General features: G+C 72.1%; 14 protein-coding genes. 2 read left to right on the top strand and 12 right to left on the bottom strand.

The window, feature by feature from the left end:
* Nucleotide 1: 1 nt before the first annotated feature.
* Together HUN58_RS04830 and HUN58_RS04825 are read right to left on the bottom strand one after the other, a co-directional pair.
* Nucleotides 2-796 carry an ABC transporter permease subunit gene (locus HUN58_RS04830; protein ID WP_254631667.1) on the bottom strand — a complete coding sequence of 265 codons (795 nt, stop codon included), beginning with the start codon at nucleotides 794-796 and terminating at the stop codon, nucleotides 2-4.
* A 232-nt stretch (nucleotides 797-1,028) separates the two neighbouring features.
* On the bottom strand, nucleotides 1,029-2,171 hold the full coding sequence (locus tag HUN58_RS04825; RefSeq protein ID WP_180224581.1) for an ABC transporter substrate-binding protein: 1,143 nt from the start codon (nucleotides 2,169-2,171) through the stop codon (nucleotides 1,029-1,031).
* Nucleotides 2,172-2,520: 349 nt separating this feature from the next.
* Between HUN58_RS04825 and HUN58_RS04820 the strand changes: the two genes are divergently transcribed.
* Nucleotides 2,521-2,856: a YdeI/OmpD-associated family protein gene (locus HUN58_RS04820; RefSeq protein ID WP_306669548.1), complete on the top strand. Its 336-nt coding sequence runs from the start codon at nucleotides 2,521-2,523 to the stop codon at nucleotides 2,854-2,856.
* 172 nt (nucleotides 2,857-3,028) lie between these two features.
* On the opposite strand, the gene HUN58_RS04815 is transcribed toward HUN58_RS04820, so the two are convergent.
* The 9 genes from HUN58_RS04815 to HUN58_RS04775 form a co-directional block, all read right to left on the bottom strand.
* Nucleotides 3,029-3,892, bottom strand: coding sequence for an NAD(P)H-hydrate dehydratase (locus HUN58_RS04815; RefSeq protein WP_114849410.1), 864 nt, complete (start codon nucleotides 3,890-3,892; stop codon nucleotides 3,029-3,031).
* Nucleotides 3,882-4,622, bottom strand: a complete 741-nt coding sequence (locus HUN58_RS04810) for a histidine phosphatase family protein (RefSeq protein WP_114849409.1) — start codon at nucleotides 4,620-4,622, stop codon at nucleotides 3,882-3,884. Before HUN58_RS04810 ends, HUN58_RS04815 begins: the two co-directional genes overlap by 11 nt.
* Before the next feature lie 70 nt (nucleotides 4,623-4,692).
* Entirely contained in the window at nucleotides 4,693-5,655 is a 963-nt protein-coding gene (locus HUN58_RS04805; RefSeq protein ID WP_180224580.1) for a hypothetical protein, read from the bottom strand.
* 374 nt (nucleotides 5,656-6,029) lie between these two features.
* Nucleotides 6,030-9,146, bottom strand: coding sequence for a glycoside hydrolase family 38 C-terminal domain-containing protein (locus HUN58_RS04800; protein WP_180224579.1), 3,117 nt, complete (start codon nucleotides 9,144-9,146; stop codon nucleotides 6,030-6,032).
* 60 nt (nucleotides 9,147-9,206) lie between these two features.
* Nucleotides 9,207-10,106 (bottom strand): carbohydrate ABC transporter permease, encoded by a 900-nt coding sequence (locus HUN58_RS04795; RefSeq protein ID WP_180224578.1) that lies wholly within the window; start codon nucleotides 10,104-10,106, stop codon nucleotides 9,207-9,209.
* A gap of 2 nt (nucleotides 10,107-10,108) precedes the next feature.
* Complete coding sequence (locus tag HUN58_RS04790; protein WP_229666868.1) at nucleotides 10,109-10,972, bottom strand: carbohydrate ABC transporter permease; 864 nt, start codon at nucleotides 10,970-10,972, stop codon at nucleotides 10,109-10,111.
* Between the two features lie 196 nt (nucleotides 10,973-11,168).
* Nucleotides 11,169-12,530, bottom strand: a complete 1,362-nt coding sequence (locus tag HUN58_RS04785; protein WP_114849405.1) for an extracellular solute-binding protein — start codon at nucleotides 12,528-12,530, stop codon at nucleotides 11,169-11,171.
* A gap of 268 nt (nucleotides 12,531-12,798) precedes the next feature.
* Complete coding sequence (locus HUN58_RS04780; RefSeq protein WP_180224577.1) at nucleotides 12,799-13,641, bottom strand: PhzF family phenazine biosynthesis protein; 843 nt, start codon at nucleotides 13,639-13,641, stop codon at nucleotides 12,799-12,801.
* A 93-nt stretch (nucleotides 13,642-13,734) separates the two neighbouring features.
* Nucleotides 13,735-16,164, bottom strand: coding sequence for a lamin tail domain-containing protein (locus HUN58_RS04775; RefSeq protein ID WP_180224576.1), 2,430 nt, complete (start codon nucleotides 16,162-16,164; stop codon nucleotides 13,735-13,737).
* A 180-nt stretch (nucleotides 16,165-16,344) separates the two neighbouring features.
* Between HUN58_RS04775 and HUN58_RS04770 the strand changes: the two genes are divergently transcribed.
* Entirely contained in the window at nucleotides 16,345-16,773 is a 429-nt protein-coding gene (locus HUN58_RS04770; RefSeq protein WP_058741254.1) for a hypothetical protein, read from the top strand.
* A gap of 144 nt (nucleotides 16,774-16,917) precedes the next feature.
* On the opposite strand, the gene HUN58_RS04765 is transcribed toward HUN58_RS04770, so the two are convergent.
* Nucleotides 16,918-18,168, bottom strand: coding sequence for an ROK family transcriptional regulator (locus HUN58_RS04765; RefSeq protein ID WP_180224575.1), 1,251 nt, complete (start codon nucleotides 18,166-18,168; stop codon nucleotides 16,918-16,920).
* Nucleotides 18,169-18,214: the final 46 nt, after the last annotated feature.

Raw genomic sequence — 18,214 nt, 5'->3', positions numbered from 1 at the left:
GTCACCGCTGCCACCGCGCAGCCCGTCGCTGGAGCAGCGAGTAGGCGCCCATCACGACCGCCATCACGACCACCATGCCGAGGGCGAGCACCCCGGCGACGTTCTGCAGGCCGATGATCGTCTCACTCGTGAGCTGCGCGCGGATCGTCAGCGGGACGATGCCGCCCTGCGAGATGAGCGCCGCGGCGGTCGCGAACGACGAGAACGCGTTCGCGAACAGGAGCAGCAGCGACCCCCAGAAGGCCGGCGCGAGCACGGGCAGGGCGATGCGGCACCAGTACGTGGCGCGGGAGGCGCCCAGCGTGGCCGCGGCCTCGCCCCACTGGGTCTTGACGCCCTCGAGGGCGGGCATGAACGTGAGGACCATGAGGGGCACCTGGAAGTAGACGTACGGCAGGACGAGTCCGGGGACCGTGTACAGGAACGCACCGTTCGCGTTGAGGTCGACGCCCGCCGCGGACACCAACCACGTGGTGACCAGCCCCTGGACGCCGATCGTGGCGATGAACGCGAACGCGAGCATCACGCCGCCGAACTGGGCGAGGACACTCGCGGCGGCGTCGATCATCGAGCGGACCAGGCCGTCCGGTCGGAGCGCGGCGAGCGCCCAGCAGACGAGGGCCCCGATCACGGCGCCGAGCACCGCGGAGACGGCGGACAGGCCGAACGAGCCGCCGAAGGCACGGAGGACGGACGGGTCCGCGAACGCGGCGAGGTTCGCGAGCGTGAACGCGCCGTCGCCCGTGAAGAACCCGCTGCTGACCGCGATGACGGCCGGCACGGCGAGGAACAGCAGGACGTAGACGGCGAAGGGGGTGAGTCCGAGCCAGGCGAGGCCGGGGCCGCGGCGGGCGCGGAGGCCCGCCGCGGCCTTGGTGGTGGTGCGGGTCCCGAGGCCGGCACCGGCGGCGGGGGCGGTGCTCGTGGCGGCCGGGCCCGCGGTGACGGCGGCCGTGCCCACCGTTCCCGGTTCCGGGCCGGGCGTCCCGGTGCTGCGCGCTCCCGCCGCTGGTGCCGTGGTCACGGGACTAGGACCCCATCGTGGCGGACCACTTGGCCGCCAGGACCTTCGCGGCCTCGGTGACCTGCGCGTCCGTCAGCTCGACGTAGTCCTTCGGCATGCCGCCGGCCTGCTCGAGGGCGTCCTTGTCGACCTTGCCGGACTGCTCCATGGCGGCGAGGGTCGACGGGAAGGCACCGGCCTGCAGGTACAGGTTCTGCGCCTCGGGGCTGGCGATGTACTCCTGCCAGAGCCGCGCGGCCGCCGGGTGCGGGGCGTCCTTGTTGATCGCCTGCGAGTAGTACGAGCCGAGGGCCTGGCCCTCGGGCACGACCGTCTTCCAGTTCTCGTTGCCGCTCGCGCCGGCCGCCGGGCCCCACGCGAGGTTGTTGTACGACCACTGGACGACGACCGGGGTCTCACCCGAGGCCACCGTCGCCTGCGAGGGCAGCACGTTCTGGAAGTTGCCGGCCTGCTTGAGCTTGCCGAAGAACTCGACGCCCTTGGTGATGTCGTCCGCGGAACCGCCGTTCTCGAGCGCTGCGAGGTAGACCGCGGAGGCGGCCTGGTTCGCCTGCGTGGGGTCCCCCGCGATCGAGACCTTCCCCTTGTACTCGCTGCCGAGCAGGTCGTTCAGGTCCTTCGGCGCCTGCTTGATCTTCGAGGAGTCGTAGCCGATCGACATCAGGCCCGTGTAGTCACGGGTCCACTTGCCGTCCTTGTCCTTGAGGGTGTCGGGGATGTCCGACCAGTTCGCGACCTTGTAGTCGGTGAGCAGCCCGAGATTCTGCTGCATCACCGCGTTGCCGAGGTCGAGCACGTCGGGGGCGGTGGACTGGCCCTTCTGCGACTTCACCGCGGCGATCTCGTCGGCGCTCGACCCGTTGGGGTTCGCCGAGTTGATCGTGATGCCGGGGTACTTCTTCTCGAAGCCGTCGATGATCTTGCCGTAGTTCGCCCAGGTCGGCGGGAGGGCGATGACGTTGAGCTTGCCCTCGGCCTTCGCGGCCTTGACGAGGGCGTCCATGCCGCCGGCGGACTGGGCGCTCGTCGCGGTCTTCCAGTCGGTGTCGCTCGACGTCGACGCGCTGCTCGTCGCCGAGCAGCCGGCGAGGGTGACGACTGCGGCGGCGGCCAGGGCGAGGCCGGCCAGGGTGCGGGTGTGCTGCACGGGGTGCGCCTTTCGGGTGCTGTGGGGTGGGGTGCTGCGGGTGCGGTTCGGGCGGGCCGGTGGGGGCGGCACCGCGTTCTGGACGATCGTGGACGGGGCCGGTTTCCGAGCAGTGCTGCGGTGGTGAACGGTGGCGGAACAGCGGGTGCGGCTGTACGGTTTCGCTTGTTCGCTTGTTCGCTCGTTCCCTTGTTCGCTCCGGTGGCGCGTCCGCGCTGATGGCGCGTCCTCGGTCTGGAGGCACGGATGCAGTTCACGACGACGGTCCTGCAGGCGCGGAAGACCGCCACCGGGATTGCCCGTCCCGCCGGAGGTCGTCGCAGCGCTCGGCGCCGGGGGTCGACCGGCCGTGGTGGTCACGATCGACGGGGGCTACACCTACCGGTCGACGATCGGGGTCATGGGCGGCCAGTCGCTCGTCCCGCTGTCGGCCGAGCACCGCACCGCCGCGGGGGTGGCTGCCGGGGACACCGTCGAGGTCACGCTCGAGGTCGACACGCTCCCGCGCTCGGTCGAGGTGCCGGACGACCTGGCCTCGGCGTTCGAGGAAGCCGGCGTCCGTGCCGCCTTCGAGACCCTGTCGAACTCACGGCAGCGGGCGCTCGTCGACCCGGTCGTGCAGGCGAAGGCCCCCGAGACCCGCCAGCGCCGCATCGACAGGGCCGTCGAGTCCCTGCGCGGCTGAGCGGGGCCGGGTGCGTGGTCGCCGGGCTGCCGCACCGATCCGCGCGAGGTCGGCCGATCCGCGCGTAGGAGACCGAATCGCTCGTAGGGTGTCGTTCGTTCCTGCCCCCTGTGCGCGGAACGTCCTCCGATGTCGGGTGCGATGGGCTCGAACGCCCGGCGGTTCTGACGGGTCAGCCGCCGAGTTCGACCAGCACGCGCGGGATCTCGGTGAGCAGCTCGCTCGCCAGGTAGCCGAGCGGCCCGACCTGCACGGCGAGACGGTCACCGGCAGCTGCGTGCACGTACGACGCCCATGCCGCTGCCTGCTCGGGTTCCGCCCCACGAGCCAGCAGACCGACCACCACGCCCGACAACACGTCGCCGCTGCCGCTCGTCCCGAGGCCACCGGCACCGGTGCCCTTCGCCCAGACCCGGCCGTCCGGTGCCGCGATCACGTCGGACAGCGCGACGACGGCCCCGAACCGCTCGGCGATCGCACGGGCGTCCGCGGCGTCGTCGTCCCCGCACTCCCGGCCGAGGAGGCGCTCGGCCTCGCCGCTGTTCGGCGTCATCACGAGGCGGCCACGCAGTGGCGCGAGCTGGTCGGCGACGTCCGCTGCGACACCGAGCGCGAAGGCGTCGAGCACGACGTTCGTCTCGGGCCCCACCGCGGCGGCGATCCGCCCCACGAGGTCGCGGGCTCCGTCCGGTTCGTCGAGCCCTGGGCCGACCAGGACCGCGTCCGCGCTGCCGGCGTCGTCCTCGGCGGCGGTCAGCGCTCCGACGGCGATGTGGCCGGCGTCGTCCTCGTCGAGTGGTTGCACCCCGGACTCCGGGACTGCGACGGACACCTCGGCGGCCACGCTCGCCGCCACCGCCAGGGTGAGCCGTCCCGCTCCGACACGCAGCGCGGCGAGCGCCGAGAGCATCGCTGCCCCGGGGGTCCGAGCCGCGCCGCCGATGACCAGGACCTGGCCACGGCCGTACTTGCCCGCACCGGGCTCAGGCAGCGGCCAGTCACGCAGGGCGTTCGGGGTGATCGACTCAGGAGACACGGGTGTCGTCCTTCCGCCCGCTGTGCTCGGTGACCTCGTCGTCGTCGAGGTGCCCGACGGCCGAGAACTCCTCGAGCGTCCACGGGGCCCCGGGGGAGTCCCGCCGGAGTCGTGTGAGCGAGGCGTTCGCCACGGTGTGATCGGCCGCGAACGACATCAGCGCGGGTTCGTCCAGGTCGAGACAGACGGCCACGGTGAGCATGACGACGGCGTCGTGCGCGGCGACGAGCAGTCGTTCGGGTTCGTCGAGCCGGTCGACGTCGTGCAGCAGCGAACGCAAGCGCAGCATGACGTCGATCCACGATTCGCCCCCGGATGGGCGGTGGTAGTACTTGCCGAGCCACTGGCGACGGTGTTCCTCGTCCGGGTAGCGATTGCGGACGCCCTGCGCGGTGAGCAGGTCGAGCACGCCGAGCTCTCGGTCGCGGAGCCGCTCGTCGACCCGCCGACCGGGCTCGTCCAACCCGCCGGCCTGGAGTGCGAGGTCGATCGTCTGCTGAGCGCGCAGGTACGGCGAGACCCAGAGGCGTACCGGGACGTCGTCCACGCCGCGGTCCGCGAGCTCGCGCCCGAGAGCACGTGACTGCTCCCGCCCCAGGGGGCTCAGCGGGACGTCGGCGTCCCGGTGGCCCGCGTCGATCACGTCTGCTCCGTCGGCCTCGGCGCGGGCGGCGGCGACGTTCGCCTCCGACTCCCCGTGGCGCACGAGCCAGATCTCCCTGACAGCCATGGCGTCACGCTAGCCAGGCGCCGCTGTGCTCCCTCACCGCTCCGGGCTCACTCCGCCCACCGATGCTGCGTCAGGCGACACCTCGTGCGCTGCGCACCGGCCGGACCGCGCAGGGGAGGCCCGCTGCACGGAACCGTCTCGTCAGCGCGTCGAGGTCCCACAGGTCGCGCCACTCGATCCGGACGATGCGTCGGACACCCGGCACCGTCAGCAGTGCCTCGTGTCGGCGCTTCTCGTCGATGAACACCTGGTCGGCGGTCCGGCCCGCGAGGAACCGCTCCTGCGTGTACTTCGCTCGGCCGTCCACCTCGACGATGACGCCCTGCTCGGGGAACCAGAAGTCGACCTCGTACCGGCGCCCTCCGACGACGAAGGGTTGCTGGAGCACCGGCTTCGGCAGGCCCATCTCACGGAACACGACCCGTGCCAGTGACTCGGCGGCCGAACCCGACCGCGGGTCGGCGAGCTCGACGGCACGAGTGGCGACGGCACGACCCCGGTCCTTCGCAGTGCCCCCGAGCGCCTGCACGATGCTCGCCCGCTCGACTCCGGCGCGCAGTGCAGCGTCGGCGACCACCACCGCCGTCCGGACGTCGCCGAGCAGGGCGATGTCCGCCACGGTCCTCGCGACGGAGGTGAAGCGCACGCCGCCGTGCTCGACGAGGTGCGCGGACGGGACCGGTCTGGTGTGCAGGACCAGCCCCCGGGTGCCGCTCCGGTAGTGCGACTTCGGGACGGTGAGGTGCACGTCGTCCGGCCACGGACCCGGCAGGGGCAGTCCGTGCACGGCGACGGCCGAAGCATGGGAGCCGACAGCGGCGACGCTCCGTCGTCCCAGGCGGGCGAAGATGCGGGTGACGTACCGCCGGCGCGGACCGGCGGCGTCCCAGTCCGCCCCACGGACGAACGCGTTCGGTCGGACGCGGACGAGACGGTCGGGGCCGTCGGACGCGGCCCGGCGCCGCAACGTGGCGCCGGACCGGCCAGCGTCCTGCAGCGGGCTCGCCCGGAAGATCGCGAGTGGTGTCTCCATACCGACCACGATCACGGTCTGACGACGCTCGTCGGTGAGCGACGGGGCGGGCTGTGGACGCGCCTCCAGGCCGTTGCCTGTGTGGAGGAGTGACGATCGAGCCCATCGCAACCGACCTGGGATGCCGATCCGCGCATGACAGGCAGGAACTTCTGACCTCCTTTGCGCGGATCGTCTCCCGACGAGCGGATCGGCCTCCTACGCGCGGATCGGGACCAGAGCGGATCGGGAGCAGAGCGGATCGGGAGCAGAGCCCACCGGGAGCAGCGCGGATCAGCGGACAGGCGCATCGGGAGCACCCCGACGCAACACGGCGCCGGGCGGGGGCACCCGACCCCGCCCGGCGCCGCGGTCCTGCGCGGCCGGCTCGCCGATCAGCCCCGCCGCACCCGCAGCGTGACGATCTCGAACGGGCGCAGCGTGAGCACGACGGGCTCCCCCGCCTCCCACGTCCCCGACCCGAGCGGCCGCTCGAGCAGGTCCACCGCCTCGACGGCGTCGACGTCGAACCCGAACGACACCCCGACGTCCGCCGCTCGGCCGCCCATCGCCTCGTACAGCCGCACGACGACGTCACCGGAGCGGTCCTCGGCGAGCTTGACCGCCTCGACGAACACCTGCGGCGACGACACCGTCACGAGCGGGTCGACGGTCGCCGACCCGGGCACCGACCGCACCGGCAGGTTGAGCCGGTAGCCGGAGTCCGCCGCGTCGAGCACCGAGGCTCCGACGCGCAGCACCGTGCGGAACACGTGGTGTCCCTGGTCGGCGTGCGGGTCCGGGAACGTCGGCGCGCGGAGCAGGGACTCGCGCACGAGCGTCGTGGTGCCGCCGTCGGCACGGGTGGAGCGGGTGATGTCGTGTCCGTACGTCGAGTCGTTGGCGACCGCGACGCCGAAGCCCGGCTCGGCGACGTGCACCCACCGGTGCGCCGACGTCTCGAACCGCGCCATGTCCCACGACGTGTTCTGGTGGGTCGGCCGGTCGATGTGCCCGAACTGGATCTCGCTCGACGCCGAGGCCGCGCGCACGTCGAGCGGGAACGCGAGCTTGAGGAGCTTCTGCCGCTCGTGCCACTCGACCTCGGTCTCGATGTGCAGCTCGGGCTGGCCCGCCACCGCCGAGTAGCGGGTGGTGACCGACGACGAGCCGAACGGCCGCGTCACCACGAGTGTGGTCCCGTCGACCTCGACGCCCGTCGCGGACAGGACCGTCCCGTTCCGCTGGTAGGCGCGGTCGATGTCCCACGCCTCCCACTGGTTCGGGGTGTCCCGGAACACCGTGTACTGCGCGGCGACGGCGCCCGGCGCGACGGCGTCGCGTCCGGTCGCACGCTCGACGAGCGAGACGACGTGGCCGTCTGCGTCGATGGTCGCCGTGACGACGCCGGTGTCGAAGACGAAACGGTCACCGCTCCGGACGGGGGGCACAGCCTCCGCCGCGGACGACGGGGAACCACCCAGGGCGGTCACCCCACCCGCGGTGACGGGCGAGGCGTTGAAGCGCACGACACCGTCAGCGCCGCCACCGGAAGCGCCGCCGGCCGTTCCGACCTCGGTGGGAGCGTCGAGCAGCGCGCCCACGCCCGCACCTGCCCGCGCTGCGCCGACCCCGGCGAGCGCCGTCGCCCCGCCGCTCGCGAGCGCGGTCGTCGCCGTGCCGATGAGCTCCTCGAGCACCTCGGCGACCCGGGCGTACTCGGCCTCGGCGTTCTCGTAGACCCAAGCGATCGAGGAACCAGGCAGGATGTCGTGGAACTGCTGCAGGAGCACGGTGTGCCAGACCGACTCGAGCTCGTCGTACGGGTACTCGGCGCCGTGCCGGACCGCGGCGGTCGCGGCCCAGAGCTCGGCCTCTCGCAGCAGGTGCTCGGAGCGGCGGTTGCCCTGCTTCGTGCGGATCTGCGACGTGTACGTGCCGCGGTGGAACTCGAGGTACATCTCACCCGACCACACCGCGGGCTCCGGCAGCACGCGCTCGAGCTCCTCGAACACCTGCGCCGGGGTGCCGAGGTCGACCCGGGGCGAGCCGTCCAGGTCGTGCTGCCGGCGGGCCGCGGCGACCATCTCGCGCGTGGGACCACCGCCGCCGTCGCCGAAGCCGTAGAGGAGCATGGAGGTGTTCGCGACGCCCCGCTCCTTGTTCTGACGCTCCCCGCGGTGCAGGTCCTCGGGCGAGACGTCCGAGTTGTAGGTGTCTGCCGGGGGCAGGTGCGTCAGGACGCGCGAGCCGTCGATGCCCTCCCAGTGGAACGAGGTGTGCGGGATGACGTTCGTCTCGTTCCACGAGGGCTTCTGCGTGACGAACCACTTCGAGCCGGCGGCGCGGACGATCTGCGGCAGCGCGCCCGAGTAGCCGAACGAGTCGGGCAGCCAGGCCTCGGGGGTGTCGACGCCGAACTCCTCGAGGAACAGGCGCTTGCCGGCGACGAACTGCCGGGCGAGGGCTTCGCCGCCTGGCAGGTTCGTGTCCGACTCGACCCACATGCCGCCGACCGGGATCCACCGGCCCTCGGCGACGCGCTGCTTGATGCGCTCCCAGATCGACGGGTAGCCGTCGCGGATCCAGGCGTACTGCTGCGCCGAGGAGCACGCGAACGTGAAGTCCGGGTCGCGGTCCATCAGGTCGAGCACGTTCGAGAAGGTGCGCGCGCACTTCCGGATCGTCTCGCGCACCGGCCAGAGCCAGGCGGAGTCGATGTGCGCGTGCCCGACGGCGATCGCGCGCCCGGCCGAGCCCGCGGCGCCGACGGCCAGGAGGGGCGCGAGGACCTCGCGGGTGGCGGCTGCGGTGCCGGCGACGTCGTCGGGGTCGAGGGTGTCCGCCGCGCGTTCGAGTCCGCGCAGGACGTCCGCGCCGCGGGTGCCGTCCGTGGGCAGTTCGGTCATCAGGCCCCGGAGGACCCAGAAGTCCTGCTGCAGCTCCCACACGGTGTCGTCGCGTTCGACGAGCTCGAGTGCCCGCAGGCGGTAGATCGGTTCCGTTCCGGCCGTCGACCGCGATCCGAGCGGGGTCGCGCCCTGGAAGTCGTCGCCGCCGATGTCCGGGTTCGCGGCGGCTTCGACGTACAGCTCGAACGAGCCGTCCGGGCCGGGCTCGACCGGCAGGGTGTCGTTCAGCGGCTCGATGCCCTTGATCGTCGTGCCGTCCGGTCGCCACGCGAGTCCCTCGGCCTGGAAGCCCGGCTGGCGCTTCGAGAAGCCGAGGTCGACGCGGAGCTCGACCGTCGTGCCGGGGTCGGCCCCGAAGTCCGACGGCACGGTGCCGCGGACCCGGAACCAGGTCGTCCCCCACGGCCGGCCGCCCCAGGCGTCACCGACGTGGAACGGCGTGTACTCGGCGGCGACGGCCTCGGCGAAGGGCACGGGCTCGACCGGCACCTGCCAGGCCTCGATCGTGACCGGGGCCGAGCGGCGGAGCACCGCGGGGTCGACGCGGTCCCGGACGAGACGGGCGATGCGGGCTTCGACGAGCGGTTCGTCGTGGTGCATGGAGGTGGTTCCTTTCCAGCAGGGACGGTCGGGCGCGGGGCCCGGAGTGCGTGGGCGCGGTCAGCCCTTGATGCCGCCGGCGAGGGCGTTCGCCCCGCCGAGGCCGCGCGAGACGAGGACGTAGAGGGCGATGACGGGCACGGAGTAGACGATCGAGAACGCGGCGAGCTGCCCGTACGCGACGGCTCCGTTCTGCCCGAAGAAGTTGAAGATGCTCACCGCGGCGGGCACCTTGTCGGGCGAGAGCAGCAGGACGAACGGGACGAAGAAGTTCCCCCACGCCTGGATGAACACGAAGATGAACACGACGGCGATGCCCGGGCGCATGAGCGGGATGACGATCCGCCACAGCGTGGTGAACATCGAGGCGCCGTCGGTCCAGGCGGCCTCCTCGAGGGAGATCGGCACCGAGTCCATGAAGTTCTTCGCCATCCAGATCGCCATCGGCAGGCTCGTGGCGGCGAGGAAGAAGATGCAGCCCCACACGTTGTCGATCAGGTTGAGCGACACGAACAGCGCGTAGACCGGCACCATCATCGCGGTGATGGGCAGGCCGGTGCCGAACAGGATGCTGTACAGGAACGGCTTGTTGACCCGCATCTTGTAGCGGGACAGCGGGTACGCGGCGAGGATCGCGACGACGACCGTGACGACCGCGGTCCCACCGGAGAGCAGCAGGCTGTTGCCGAGCGGGATGAACGACAGCTCGGGCGTGAGCACCTTCGTGAAGTTGTCGAGCGTGAACTGCGTCGGGAGCTTCACGGACAGCGACGCCTGCGTGTCGAACGAGGCGAGCACGAGCCACAGCAGCGGCACCGCGAAGCAGACCGCGATGACGAGCAGCACGACGTTCGACACCCAGCGCATGGTGCGGCCGCGCGGCGAGGTCATGTGCAGCGCACCGGGGGCCGTCACCGAGCGGGTGACATCGGACACGGGACGGTCGGCGGTGAGTGCCATGGTCAGTCCACCTCCGGCTTCAGTGCCTTGATGTAGATGATCGAGAAGACCGCGCCGACCACGAGCAGGATCGTCGCGATCGCGGTCCCGAAGCCGAGCTGCGAGAACTTGAACGCCTCCTGGTACGCCAGGATCGGCAGCGTCGACGAGTTCGTACCGGGGCCGCCGCCCGTCATCACGAAGATGAGCGTGAAGACCGACAGCGTCTGCAGCGTCGTGAGCATGAGGTTCGTCGAGATCGACCGGCGGATGACCGGCAGGGTGATGTAGACGAGTCGCTGCCAGCCGGCCGCGCCGTCCATCTCGGCGGACTCGGTGATCTCCTCGGGGACCTCCTGCACGGCGGCGGAGTAGACGAGCATCGAGAACGCGGTGCCGCGCCAGATGTTCGCGAGGATCACGGCGAGCATCGGGTACGTGTAGAGCCAGTTCGGCCCGCTGATCCCGATCGAGGCCAGGAACGTGTTGAGCGTGCCGGTGTCGTTGAAGAACGCGTACGCCGCGAACGAGGCGACGATCTCCGGCAGGACCCACGCCGCGACGACGAACGTGCCGACGATCGCGCGGACCACCTTGTTCGCGCTGCGCATGAGGAGCGCCAGGCCGAGCCCGAGGACGTTCTGGCCCACGACCGCCGAGGCGAGCAGGAACACGATCGTCAGGACGACGGACTTCGGGAAGTCCGGGTCCTGGAAGAGCTCGACGTAGTTCTGCAGCCCGACGAACTGCTGGTTCGCGGCGCTCGCGCCGGTCAGCGCGGAGTTGGTGAAGGACCCGTAGAACGACGAGATGACGGGGCCGAGCAGGAAGATGACGAGCAGGACGACGGCCGGCAGGAGCGGGACCGCTCGGCTCGCTCTCCGCAGGGAGCGCCGCCGACGCGGCGTCGGCGGATCGGTGCGCTTCGGCGCACCGGGTGCCGACAGCGTCGGCGCGAGGGGGGTGCTGGACACGGGTGGTTGCCTTTCGGGTGCGCCAGAGGGTTCCGAAGGTGGGGAGGGGCGCACTGGAGGCACGGGGCGGTGTGGCGCCGCGCCTCCAGTCCGCCGTGCGGCCGGGTGACTACCCGACGTCGACGGTGTTCTTCTGGCCGACCACCTGTTCGACCGACTGGTCGTAGGCCTTGGCGGCTTCGGCGGGTGTCTGCTGCCCGGTCATGACGGACTCCATCGCGACCTGGATGGCGTTCGAGACCTGCGAGTAGTCGCTCGTCGCGGGGCGGAAGTTGGTGTGCTGCACCAGTCCCGAGAAGAACTTGAACGTCGGGTTGGCGCCGGTGTACTCCGGGTCCTCGGCGACGTCCTTGCGGACCGCGATCTGGCTGTTCTCGGTGTCGTACTTCAGCGAGCCGTCCTTGCTCAGGAAGGTCGAGATGAAGTCGAACGCCGCCTGCGGGTTCTTGGAGTTCTTGCCGACCGCGAGCGTCCAGCCACCGGACATCGAGTTGTAGCCGGGCTCCTGACCGTTCTGCGTCGGGAAGGCCGCCTGACCCATCACGTCGTTCCACTCCTTCCACGGAGCGGTGCCGGACTCGAGCCACGTGCCGGACTGCCACGAGCCGTCGAGGTCGATCGCGAGCTTGCCCTGCGGCAGCCACGTCTGCGCGATCGTCGTGCCGACGTTGGTGTCGAGCGCCTGCTGCGGGGTCGGGCCGAGGCCGCCCTGGTAGACGTCCTTCACGAACTTCAGGGAGTCCTCGAACTGCTTCGAGCCGACGACCCACTTCTTGTCCTTGTAGAGGGTGTTGCCGTCGCCCTCGGCGCCGTACAGGAGCATCTCGAAGCCCTGCATGGTGGACGCTTCGCCCTGCGCCTTGCCGGAGTAGATGTTGAACGGGATGACGCCCGAGTCCTTCTCCTTGATCGTCTTCGCGGCGGCGAGCACGTCGTCCCAGGTCTTGGGCTCCCACGGGACGGGCAGGCCGACCTTCTTGAAGATGTCCTTGTTGTACCAGAGCGCCCGGGTGTCGGTGCCCATCGAGACGCCGTAGATCTTGCCGTCGTCACCCTGGCCGGCCTGCTTGGCGTTGTCGTAGAACTGGTCCCAGTCCTTCCACTTCGCCACGTAGTCGTCGAGGGGCAGCAGGTAGCCGGCCTCGGCGTCGGACTTGATGAGGAAGGTGTCCTCGTACATGACGTCCGGGGCCGTCGCGGGCGCCTTGTTCATGAGCGCGAGCTTCGTGTAGTAGTCGTTGCCCTGGGCCTGGATCGGGACGAGGGTGACCTTCTTGCCCGGGTTCGCCTTCTCGTACTCGGTCTTGACCTCCTTCATCTGCGCATCGAGCTGCTGGAAGGCACCGAACTTCTGGTACGCGATCTTGATGGTGTCGCTCGAGGCAGAGCCCGAGCTGGAACAGCCCGCCAGCCCGACCGCGGCGACTGCCACGGCTGCGAGGCCGGCGATGATTCGGGTGCGGCGTTTCATCGGTGCTCCTTTGCACGGGATGTCCGCGGGCTCCGTCACCCGCGCGCAGGATTAGTACAGCGTGTGGACTTAATCGTGTCAAGCACTTTTCGTCACGGCTCGGTCACGGCATGGGCGCGCGCGAGGTGGAGGCCGATCCGCGCGTGGGAGGCCGATCCGCGCGTCCGAGGCCGATCCGCGCGTCGGAGGGCGGGTGGAACGACCTCCTCCGCGCGGAAGAGCTTCCCATCGCGCCTGCGATGGGAAGGAACGTGCACCCGCACCCGGGTCAGGCGATGGGCGTGGCGCCGCCGATCACCGTGATGCCGCCGGACTCGGGCACGTCGACGAGCAGCACGCTCGGACGCCCGACGTGTCGACCCTGCCGGATCACGACGCGGCTCCCGGGCGACACCGCGCCGATCGCGCGCAGGTAGGCGCCCGTGGACGCCGCCGCGGAACCGGTCGCCGGGTCCTCGGTGATGCGGCCGGCGGGGAACAGGTTGCGCGCCTCGAACGCGAGCGGGCCGGTGCGGTGCAGGACGGTCACGGTGCCCGCCCACCCGTACTCGTGCTTCAGGGCGGCGAGCACCGCGGGGTCGAACCGGAACTGGTGGAACAGGTCCTCGTCGGCCAGGACCACGACCGGGTGCCAGTTGCCGGCGAAGGACTCGAGCACGGGGAAGCCCTCGGCGACGTCACCGTCGACGAGTCCGAGCACGGCGGCGAGCCGCTCCCACCGCACGGGGTCGATCGGCCGGGTGTCGGGTTCGACGCTCGTCATCGCGACCTGCACGCTGCCGTCGGGCGCGGCCGTGGCGTCGACCGCGACGTCCCCGGCAGCGGTGGAGAACACCCGGGCTCCGGTGCCGTCGCGCTCGGCGAGCACGACGGCGGTGGCGACGGTGGCGTGCCCGCAGAAGGGGACCTCGGCGGCCGGCGAGAAGTAGCGCACGCGGGCGCCGTCCGGGGTCCGCGCGACCACGAAGGCGGTCTCGGGGTACCCCACCCGCTGCGCGACGGCGAGCATCTCGTCGTCGGTCATCTCCTCGGCGTCGAGCACGATGCCCGCGGGGTTGCCGCCCCCGGGCTCGGCGGCGAAGGCGGTGTAGCGGAGGACCTCGGTGCGCATCCTCCGACGCTACCGCGCGACCCCGGCGCACCCGGACGCCGACGCCCCCGCCGTCCGGAGGGACGACGGGGCATCGACGAGCGGTCCCGCGGGTCAGGCCTGCGCGACGGCCGACCGGTGACGACGACGGGCCACGAGGACACCGGTCCCGGCCGCCAGGAGCAGGAGCGCCGCAGCGATCCCACCGCCCAGCTCGGCACCGGTGAACGCGAGCGCACCCGTCGCGGGGTCGATCGTCACGGCCGTCCACCCGAGCACCGTGCCGTCGGACGCCGTGACCACGATGCGGTGCTGCCCGGCCGGGACGTCGGCGGGGACGACCACCGTCACGGTGCCGTCCGCGGCGACGACCGGCGTCCCGAGGAGTCGAGGCTCGGAGAACAGCCAGACCGCGACACGCTCACCGGCGTACTGCGCCCCGACGGAGATCGTCGCCGAGGACCCGGCTCGGACCACCGACGGCGCCGACACCGAGCCGCGGTTCCCCTCCGTGAGCGAAGAGGCGTCCGGCGCGACCGGGGCCGCCGGGGTCGTCGGGGTGGTCGGGTTGGTCGGGCCAGGGGCGGTCTGGGTCGGCGTCGGGGTTCCGTCACCCGCTCCCGGCGAAGGCGTGCCGCCGTCACCCGGAGCGGGCGTGCCGCCGTCACCAGGCGCGGGCGTCCCGCCGTCGCCCGGCTCCGTCGACGCGTCGCACGGGTACGTCCCGGTCCGCAGCGAGGACCCGTCCGTGTCGTTGTCGTCGGCGGTGAAGGTCGCCCGGGCGCCGTCCACACAGCGCCCCGAGATCGCGAAGCCCTCGTTGGCGAGCCCTCGGTCGGCGTTCGCCGGCGCCTCGTACAGCGTCGCGAGCGTGAACGCCCCGTCCTGCACGTCGAACAGCGCGGTGCGCCCGGAGCAGGCCTCGTCGCAGACGACCCAGAGCGCGTCGAGCGTGGGGTCGAACTGCACCTCGGCGACGAGGGAGAACGGCGTCGCGATCGTGGCGACGCGCTGGAACGCCCCGTCGTCCATCAGCGCGTAGGCGTAGACGCTCGCGGTGCCCTCGACCCCGACCAGGAAGAGGCCCTCGCCGTGCCTGGGGTACGAGGTGGGCGCGTAGGCCGCACCGGTGTGCTGGTCGACGAACCCGTGTGACGTCAGCCACGCGTCCGGCACCCAGGTCACGCCCTCGAGCCCGGCGTTCGCGCCGAGACCCGGGAAGTCCGCGGCGAGGTTCCACTCGTCCGTCGCGCGCAGCACCGACTCGGAGCCGTCGGCGCTCGCGAAGCGCAGCACCGCGGGGCGGCTCACCTTCGACACGTCGTTGTCGCGCTCGGTCGACACGTAGACCGCGCCGGGGTCGTCGGCCGTGACGGTGACGCCCTCGGCGTCGGGCGTCCCGGTGCCGTCGGCGTACCGCAGGTCGACACCGGCGGCGTTCGTCGGTGCCCAGCCGCCCCGGCCGTCCGGGGCCAGGTGGTAGAGCAGTCCGTCACCGTTCTGCACGGCCCAGAGTTGCCCGTCCGCCGACGTGGCGGAGGGTGCCCAGTCGAGGCCGCTCAGGTCTCCGGTGAAGGTGTCCTCGGCGTCCAGGACGGTCTCGTCCGGGCCGCCGGGCCACGCCTCGGCGGTCACGGACCCGGCGAAGCGGTTCGCCGCGCCCTTCGTCGGCTCGGCGGTCTCGGCGAAGGCACCGGTCCCGTCCGGGTTCCGTCCGTACGTCGTCGCGGCGTGCGCCGTCCAGGAGTACGAGTCCACCGGGACGCCCCGGGGGTCGGACAGCCGGACGGTGTCCGCCTTGCCGAGCCCGAAGCCGAACCGGGCCTCGTCGAGCACCGTGAAGCCATCCGGCGCGACGGTGGTGCCCGCCGGGATCGTCCACGCGTGGTCGTCCTCGCTGTCCCGGAGCACGTACCCGCCGAGGTCGACCGTGGTCGTCCCGACGTTCGTCAGCTCGACCCAGTCGCCCGGGGTGCCGTCCTGCGACTCGACCTCGTTGATGCGGACCGGCGAGGAGCAGTCGTTCGGCTTCCCCTTGGTCGACGCGGTGGTGTCGACGAACGTGCCGGAGCCGTCCGGGCAGCTGCCGTACGTGACGGCCGCGTGCGTGGTCCACGCGTACCGCAGCGTCAGCGCGCCGGCGGTGTCGTAGAGCCGGACCGCGTCGGCGCCGCCGAGTCCGAAGTCGAATCCGGGGCGCGTGGTGGTCTCCTGGTCGACGACGAGGTACCCGCCGGCGGCGATCGTCGACCCCTGCGGCAGCACGTACGCGGCGTGCGACGAGTCGGAGTCGAGGAAGCGCCAGCCGCTCAGGTCGATCGAAGCCGACGAGGTGTTCACCAGCTCGACCCAGTCGGTGTCGTCGGCGTTGGACTCCACCTCGTTGATCGCGAGTCCGGCGACGGGGCCGGTGGCGACGCGGGCGCCGACGGTGGGGTCGTCGTCACCGACCGCGGCGACGGCGGGGGTCGCGGTCAGCACTCCGGCGGCGAGGGCGATGCCCGTCGCGAGGCCGGCGCCGAGCCGCAGGGCAGGGGTGCGCATGCAGGGTCCTTCTCAGGGAGGTCGGGGGACCTGCACGACTGTTCAGCATCTCGGCGTCCGTCCGGTGGCGACCAGGTGAACGACAGGTGTCGCGCCACGGGCGGTGACCGGTGCGGCTTCTCAGGGGACGCCGACAGGATGGAGCGGACCCCGCGAGCGCGCTCGGTCGGAGAGGGAACCGTGACGGACGACACCACCAACACCGCACTGCAGTCGATGATCGACCGCGCAGGACGCATCACCGCCGAGGAGGCCGAGGCCCTCGACGTCGCCTGGAAGGCCGACGAGCAGATCGTGGTGCCGGAGGCGAGCGCGTCGCTCGCGATCCAGGGCGGCGCGGACGGCCGCATGGTGACGAACGCCGACCTGCTCGCCGCGTGGCAGCACGCGCTCGACGCCGCCGGTGCCGCCGGCCGGGTCGACGAGATCGAGGCCGCGCAGGCGGCCGGACGCGCGGTGAAGCACTCCGACGCGCACCTCCGCGACCGCGCCGGGGCCGAGGAGGCCGTCCGGTCCGCGGTCCTCGCCACCGGCGTGCGGGACCTCCTGTCCGACGACGAGTACGACACCCTGACGGCGACCTGGCGCAAGGTGCTCGGCGCGGCCTGACCCACACCCTGACCAGCGGAAGGCGCGCGCCGGACCGGCACCGTGCCTCCCGTCCGCGTCAGCGCCGACCAGGCGTCAGCGCCGACCGGGCGACAGCGCCGACCGGACGACAGCGCCGACCGGACGACAGCGCCGGTTCAGGCGTCAGCGCCGGATCAGGAGCGCACTCGCGCGCGGTGACAGCGCCGCGTCGAGGACCAGGCAGGCCGCGCCGACGGCCGCGACGTCCGCACCCCGACCGCTGTCCTGCACCACCACCGGGTGCTTCGGCACCAGCAGCGGCGACGTGACGACCGCCTGCCGGGCGGCCGGCAGGGCGACGGGCGCGATCCGCGACCAGAACGGACCACCGAACACGACACGGTCGATGTCGAGCAGGTTCACGATGAGCACGACGGCGTTCCCCATCACGGTGCCGGCCTCGGCCGCGAGCGTCACCGCGACCGGGTCGTCCGCGTCGATCGCCTCGCCGAGCGCGGCCCACGCCCGTTGCACCGCGGCGGCGTCGTCCTCGCGCGCGGGATCGCCGAGTGCCAGCCCACGCGAGCGCGCGACCTGCACGAGCCGGTCGGGGGCGACGGCCGCGCCGACCTCGCCCCGGGCACCCGATCCGTCCGGGGTGCCCGCGAGGCCGCCCTGGTCGACCATGATGTGCCCGGCGTCGCCGGCGTTCGAGCCGACCCCGCGCACCGGCTCGTGGTCCACGACGAGTCCGACGCCGAAGCCGGTGCCGAAGTACACGAACGCGAAGTTCCGGGCGGACGACTCCCCCGCCAGGAACATCTCGCCGACGACCGCGGCGGTGACGTCCTTCTCGAGGAGCACCGGGAACCCGGTGGCCTCGGCGAGCGCGTCACGCAGCGGGACGTCACGCCAGCGGGGCAGGAAGGGCGGGTCGAGCACGACGCCCGCGTCCACGTCGATGGGGCCGGGACTCGCGATGCCGACGCCGAGCACCGCCTCGACCGCGATGCCCGCACCCGCGACCAGGCCGTCGATGGCGGTGGCGATGGTGCGGACGACCTCGTCCGGGTCCTCGGCGGACGGCGTCGAGGTCGTCGTCTCGGCGAGCACCGTGCCGGCCAGGTCGAGCAGCACGTACGTGACCACCGCGGGGTCGACGTGCACCCCGACGGCGTACCGGCTCGAGGCCTCGAGCCGCAGGATCGTCCGTGGCTTCCCGCGCCCGGCGACGACCGTGCCGGACTCGACGATCATCCCCGCCTCGATGAGGAACCGGGTGACGTTCGACACGGTCTGCGCGCTGAGGCCGGTGCGGGCGGCCAGCTCCACGCGGCTCAGGCCGTCCGGCGACCGGCGGACCGCGTCGAGCACGACGGTGCGGTTGAACCCGCCGATCGACGGCAGGTTCGCCCCACGCCGGTGCTCCACCATCCCGCGACCATACCGCGCGGTCCGGACGGCGCTGCAACGGACGTGC

The organism is Curtobacterium sp. Csp1 (assembly GCF_013347185.1).
Note: the sequence above shows the minus strand (reverse complement) of the source record. Positions and strands in the feature narration are given on the sequence as shown.

What these genes read in the sequence shown, in the direction of transcription:
- HUN58_RS04785 (WP_114849405.1), bottom strand. Translation starts at nt 12,530, where the DNA reads ATGAAACGCCGCACCCGAATCATCGCCGGCCTCGCAGCCGTGGCAGTC.
- HUN58_RS04765 (WP_180224575.1), bottom strand. Translation starts at nt 18,168, where the DNA reads ATGGTGGAGCACCGGCGTGGGGCGAACCTGCCGTCGATCGGCGGGTTC.
- HUN58_RS04805 (WP_180224580.1), bottom strand. Translation starts at nt 5,655, where the DNA reads ATGGAGACACCACTCGCGATCTTCCGGGCGAGCCCGCTGCAGGACGCT.
- HUN58_RS04795 (WP_180224578.1), bottom strand. Translation starts at nt 10,106, where the DNA reads ATGGCACTCACCGCCGACCGTCCCGTGTCCGATGTCACCCGCTCGGTG.
- HUN58_RS04810 (WP_114849409.1), bottom strand. Translation starts at nt 4,622, where the DNA reads ATGGCTGTCAGGGAGATCTGGCTCGTGCGCCACGGGGAGTCGGAGGCG.
- HUN58_RS04800 (WP_180224579.1), bottom strand. Translation starts at nt 9,146, where the DNA reads ATGCACCACGACGAACCGCTCGTCGAAGCCCGCATCGCCCGTCTCGTC.
- HUN58_RS04775 (WP_180224576.1), bottom strand. Translation starts at nt 16,164, where the DNA reads ATGCGCACCCCTGCCCTGCGGCTCGGCGCCGGCCTCGCGACGGGCATC.
- HUN58_RS04780 (WP_180224577.1), bottom strand. Translation starts at nt 13,641, where the DNA reads ATGCGCACCGAGGTCCTCCGCTACACCGCCTTCGCCGCCGAGCCCGGG.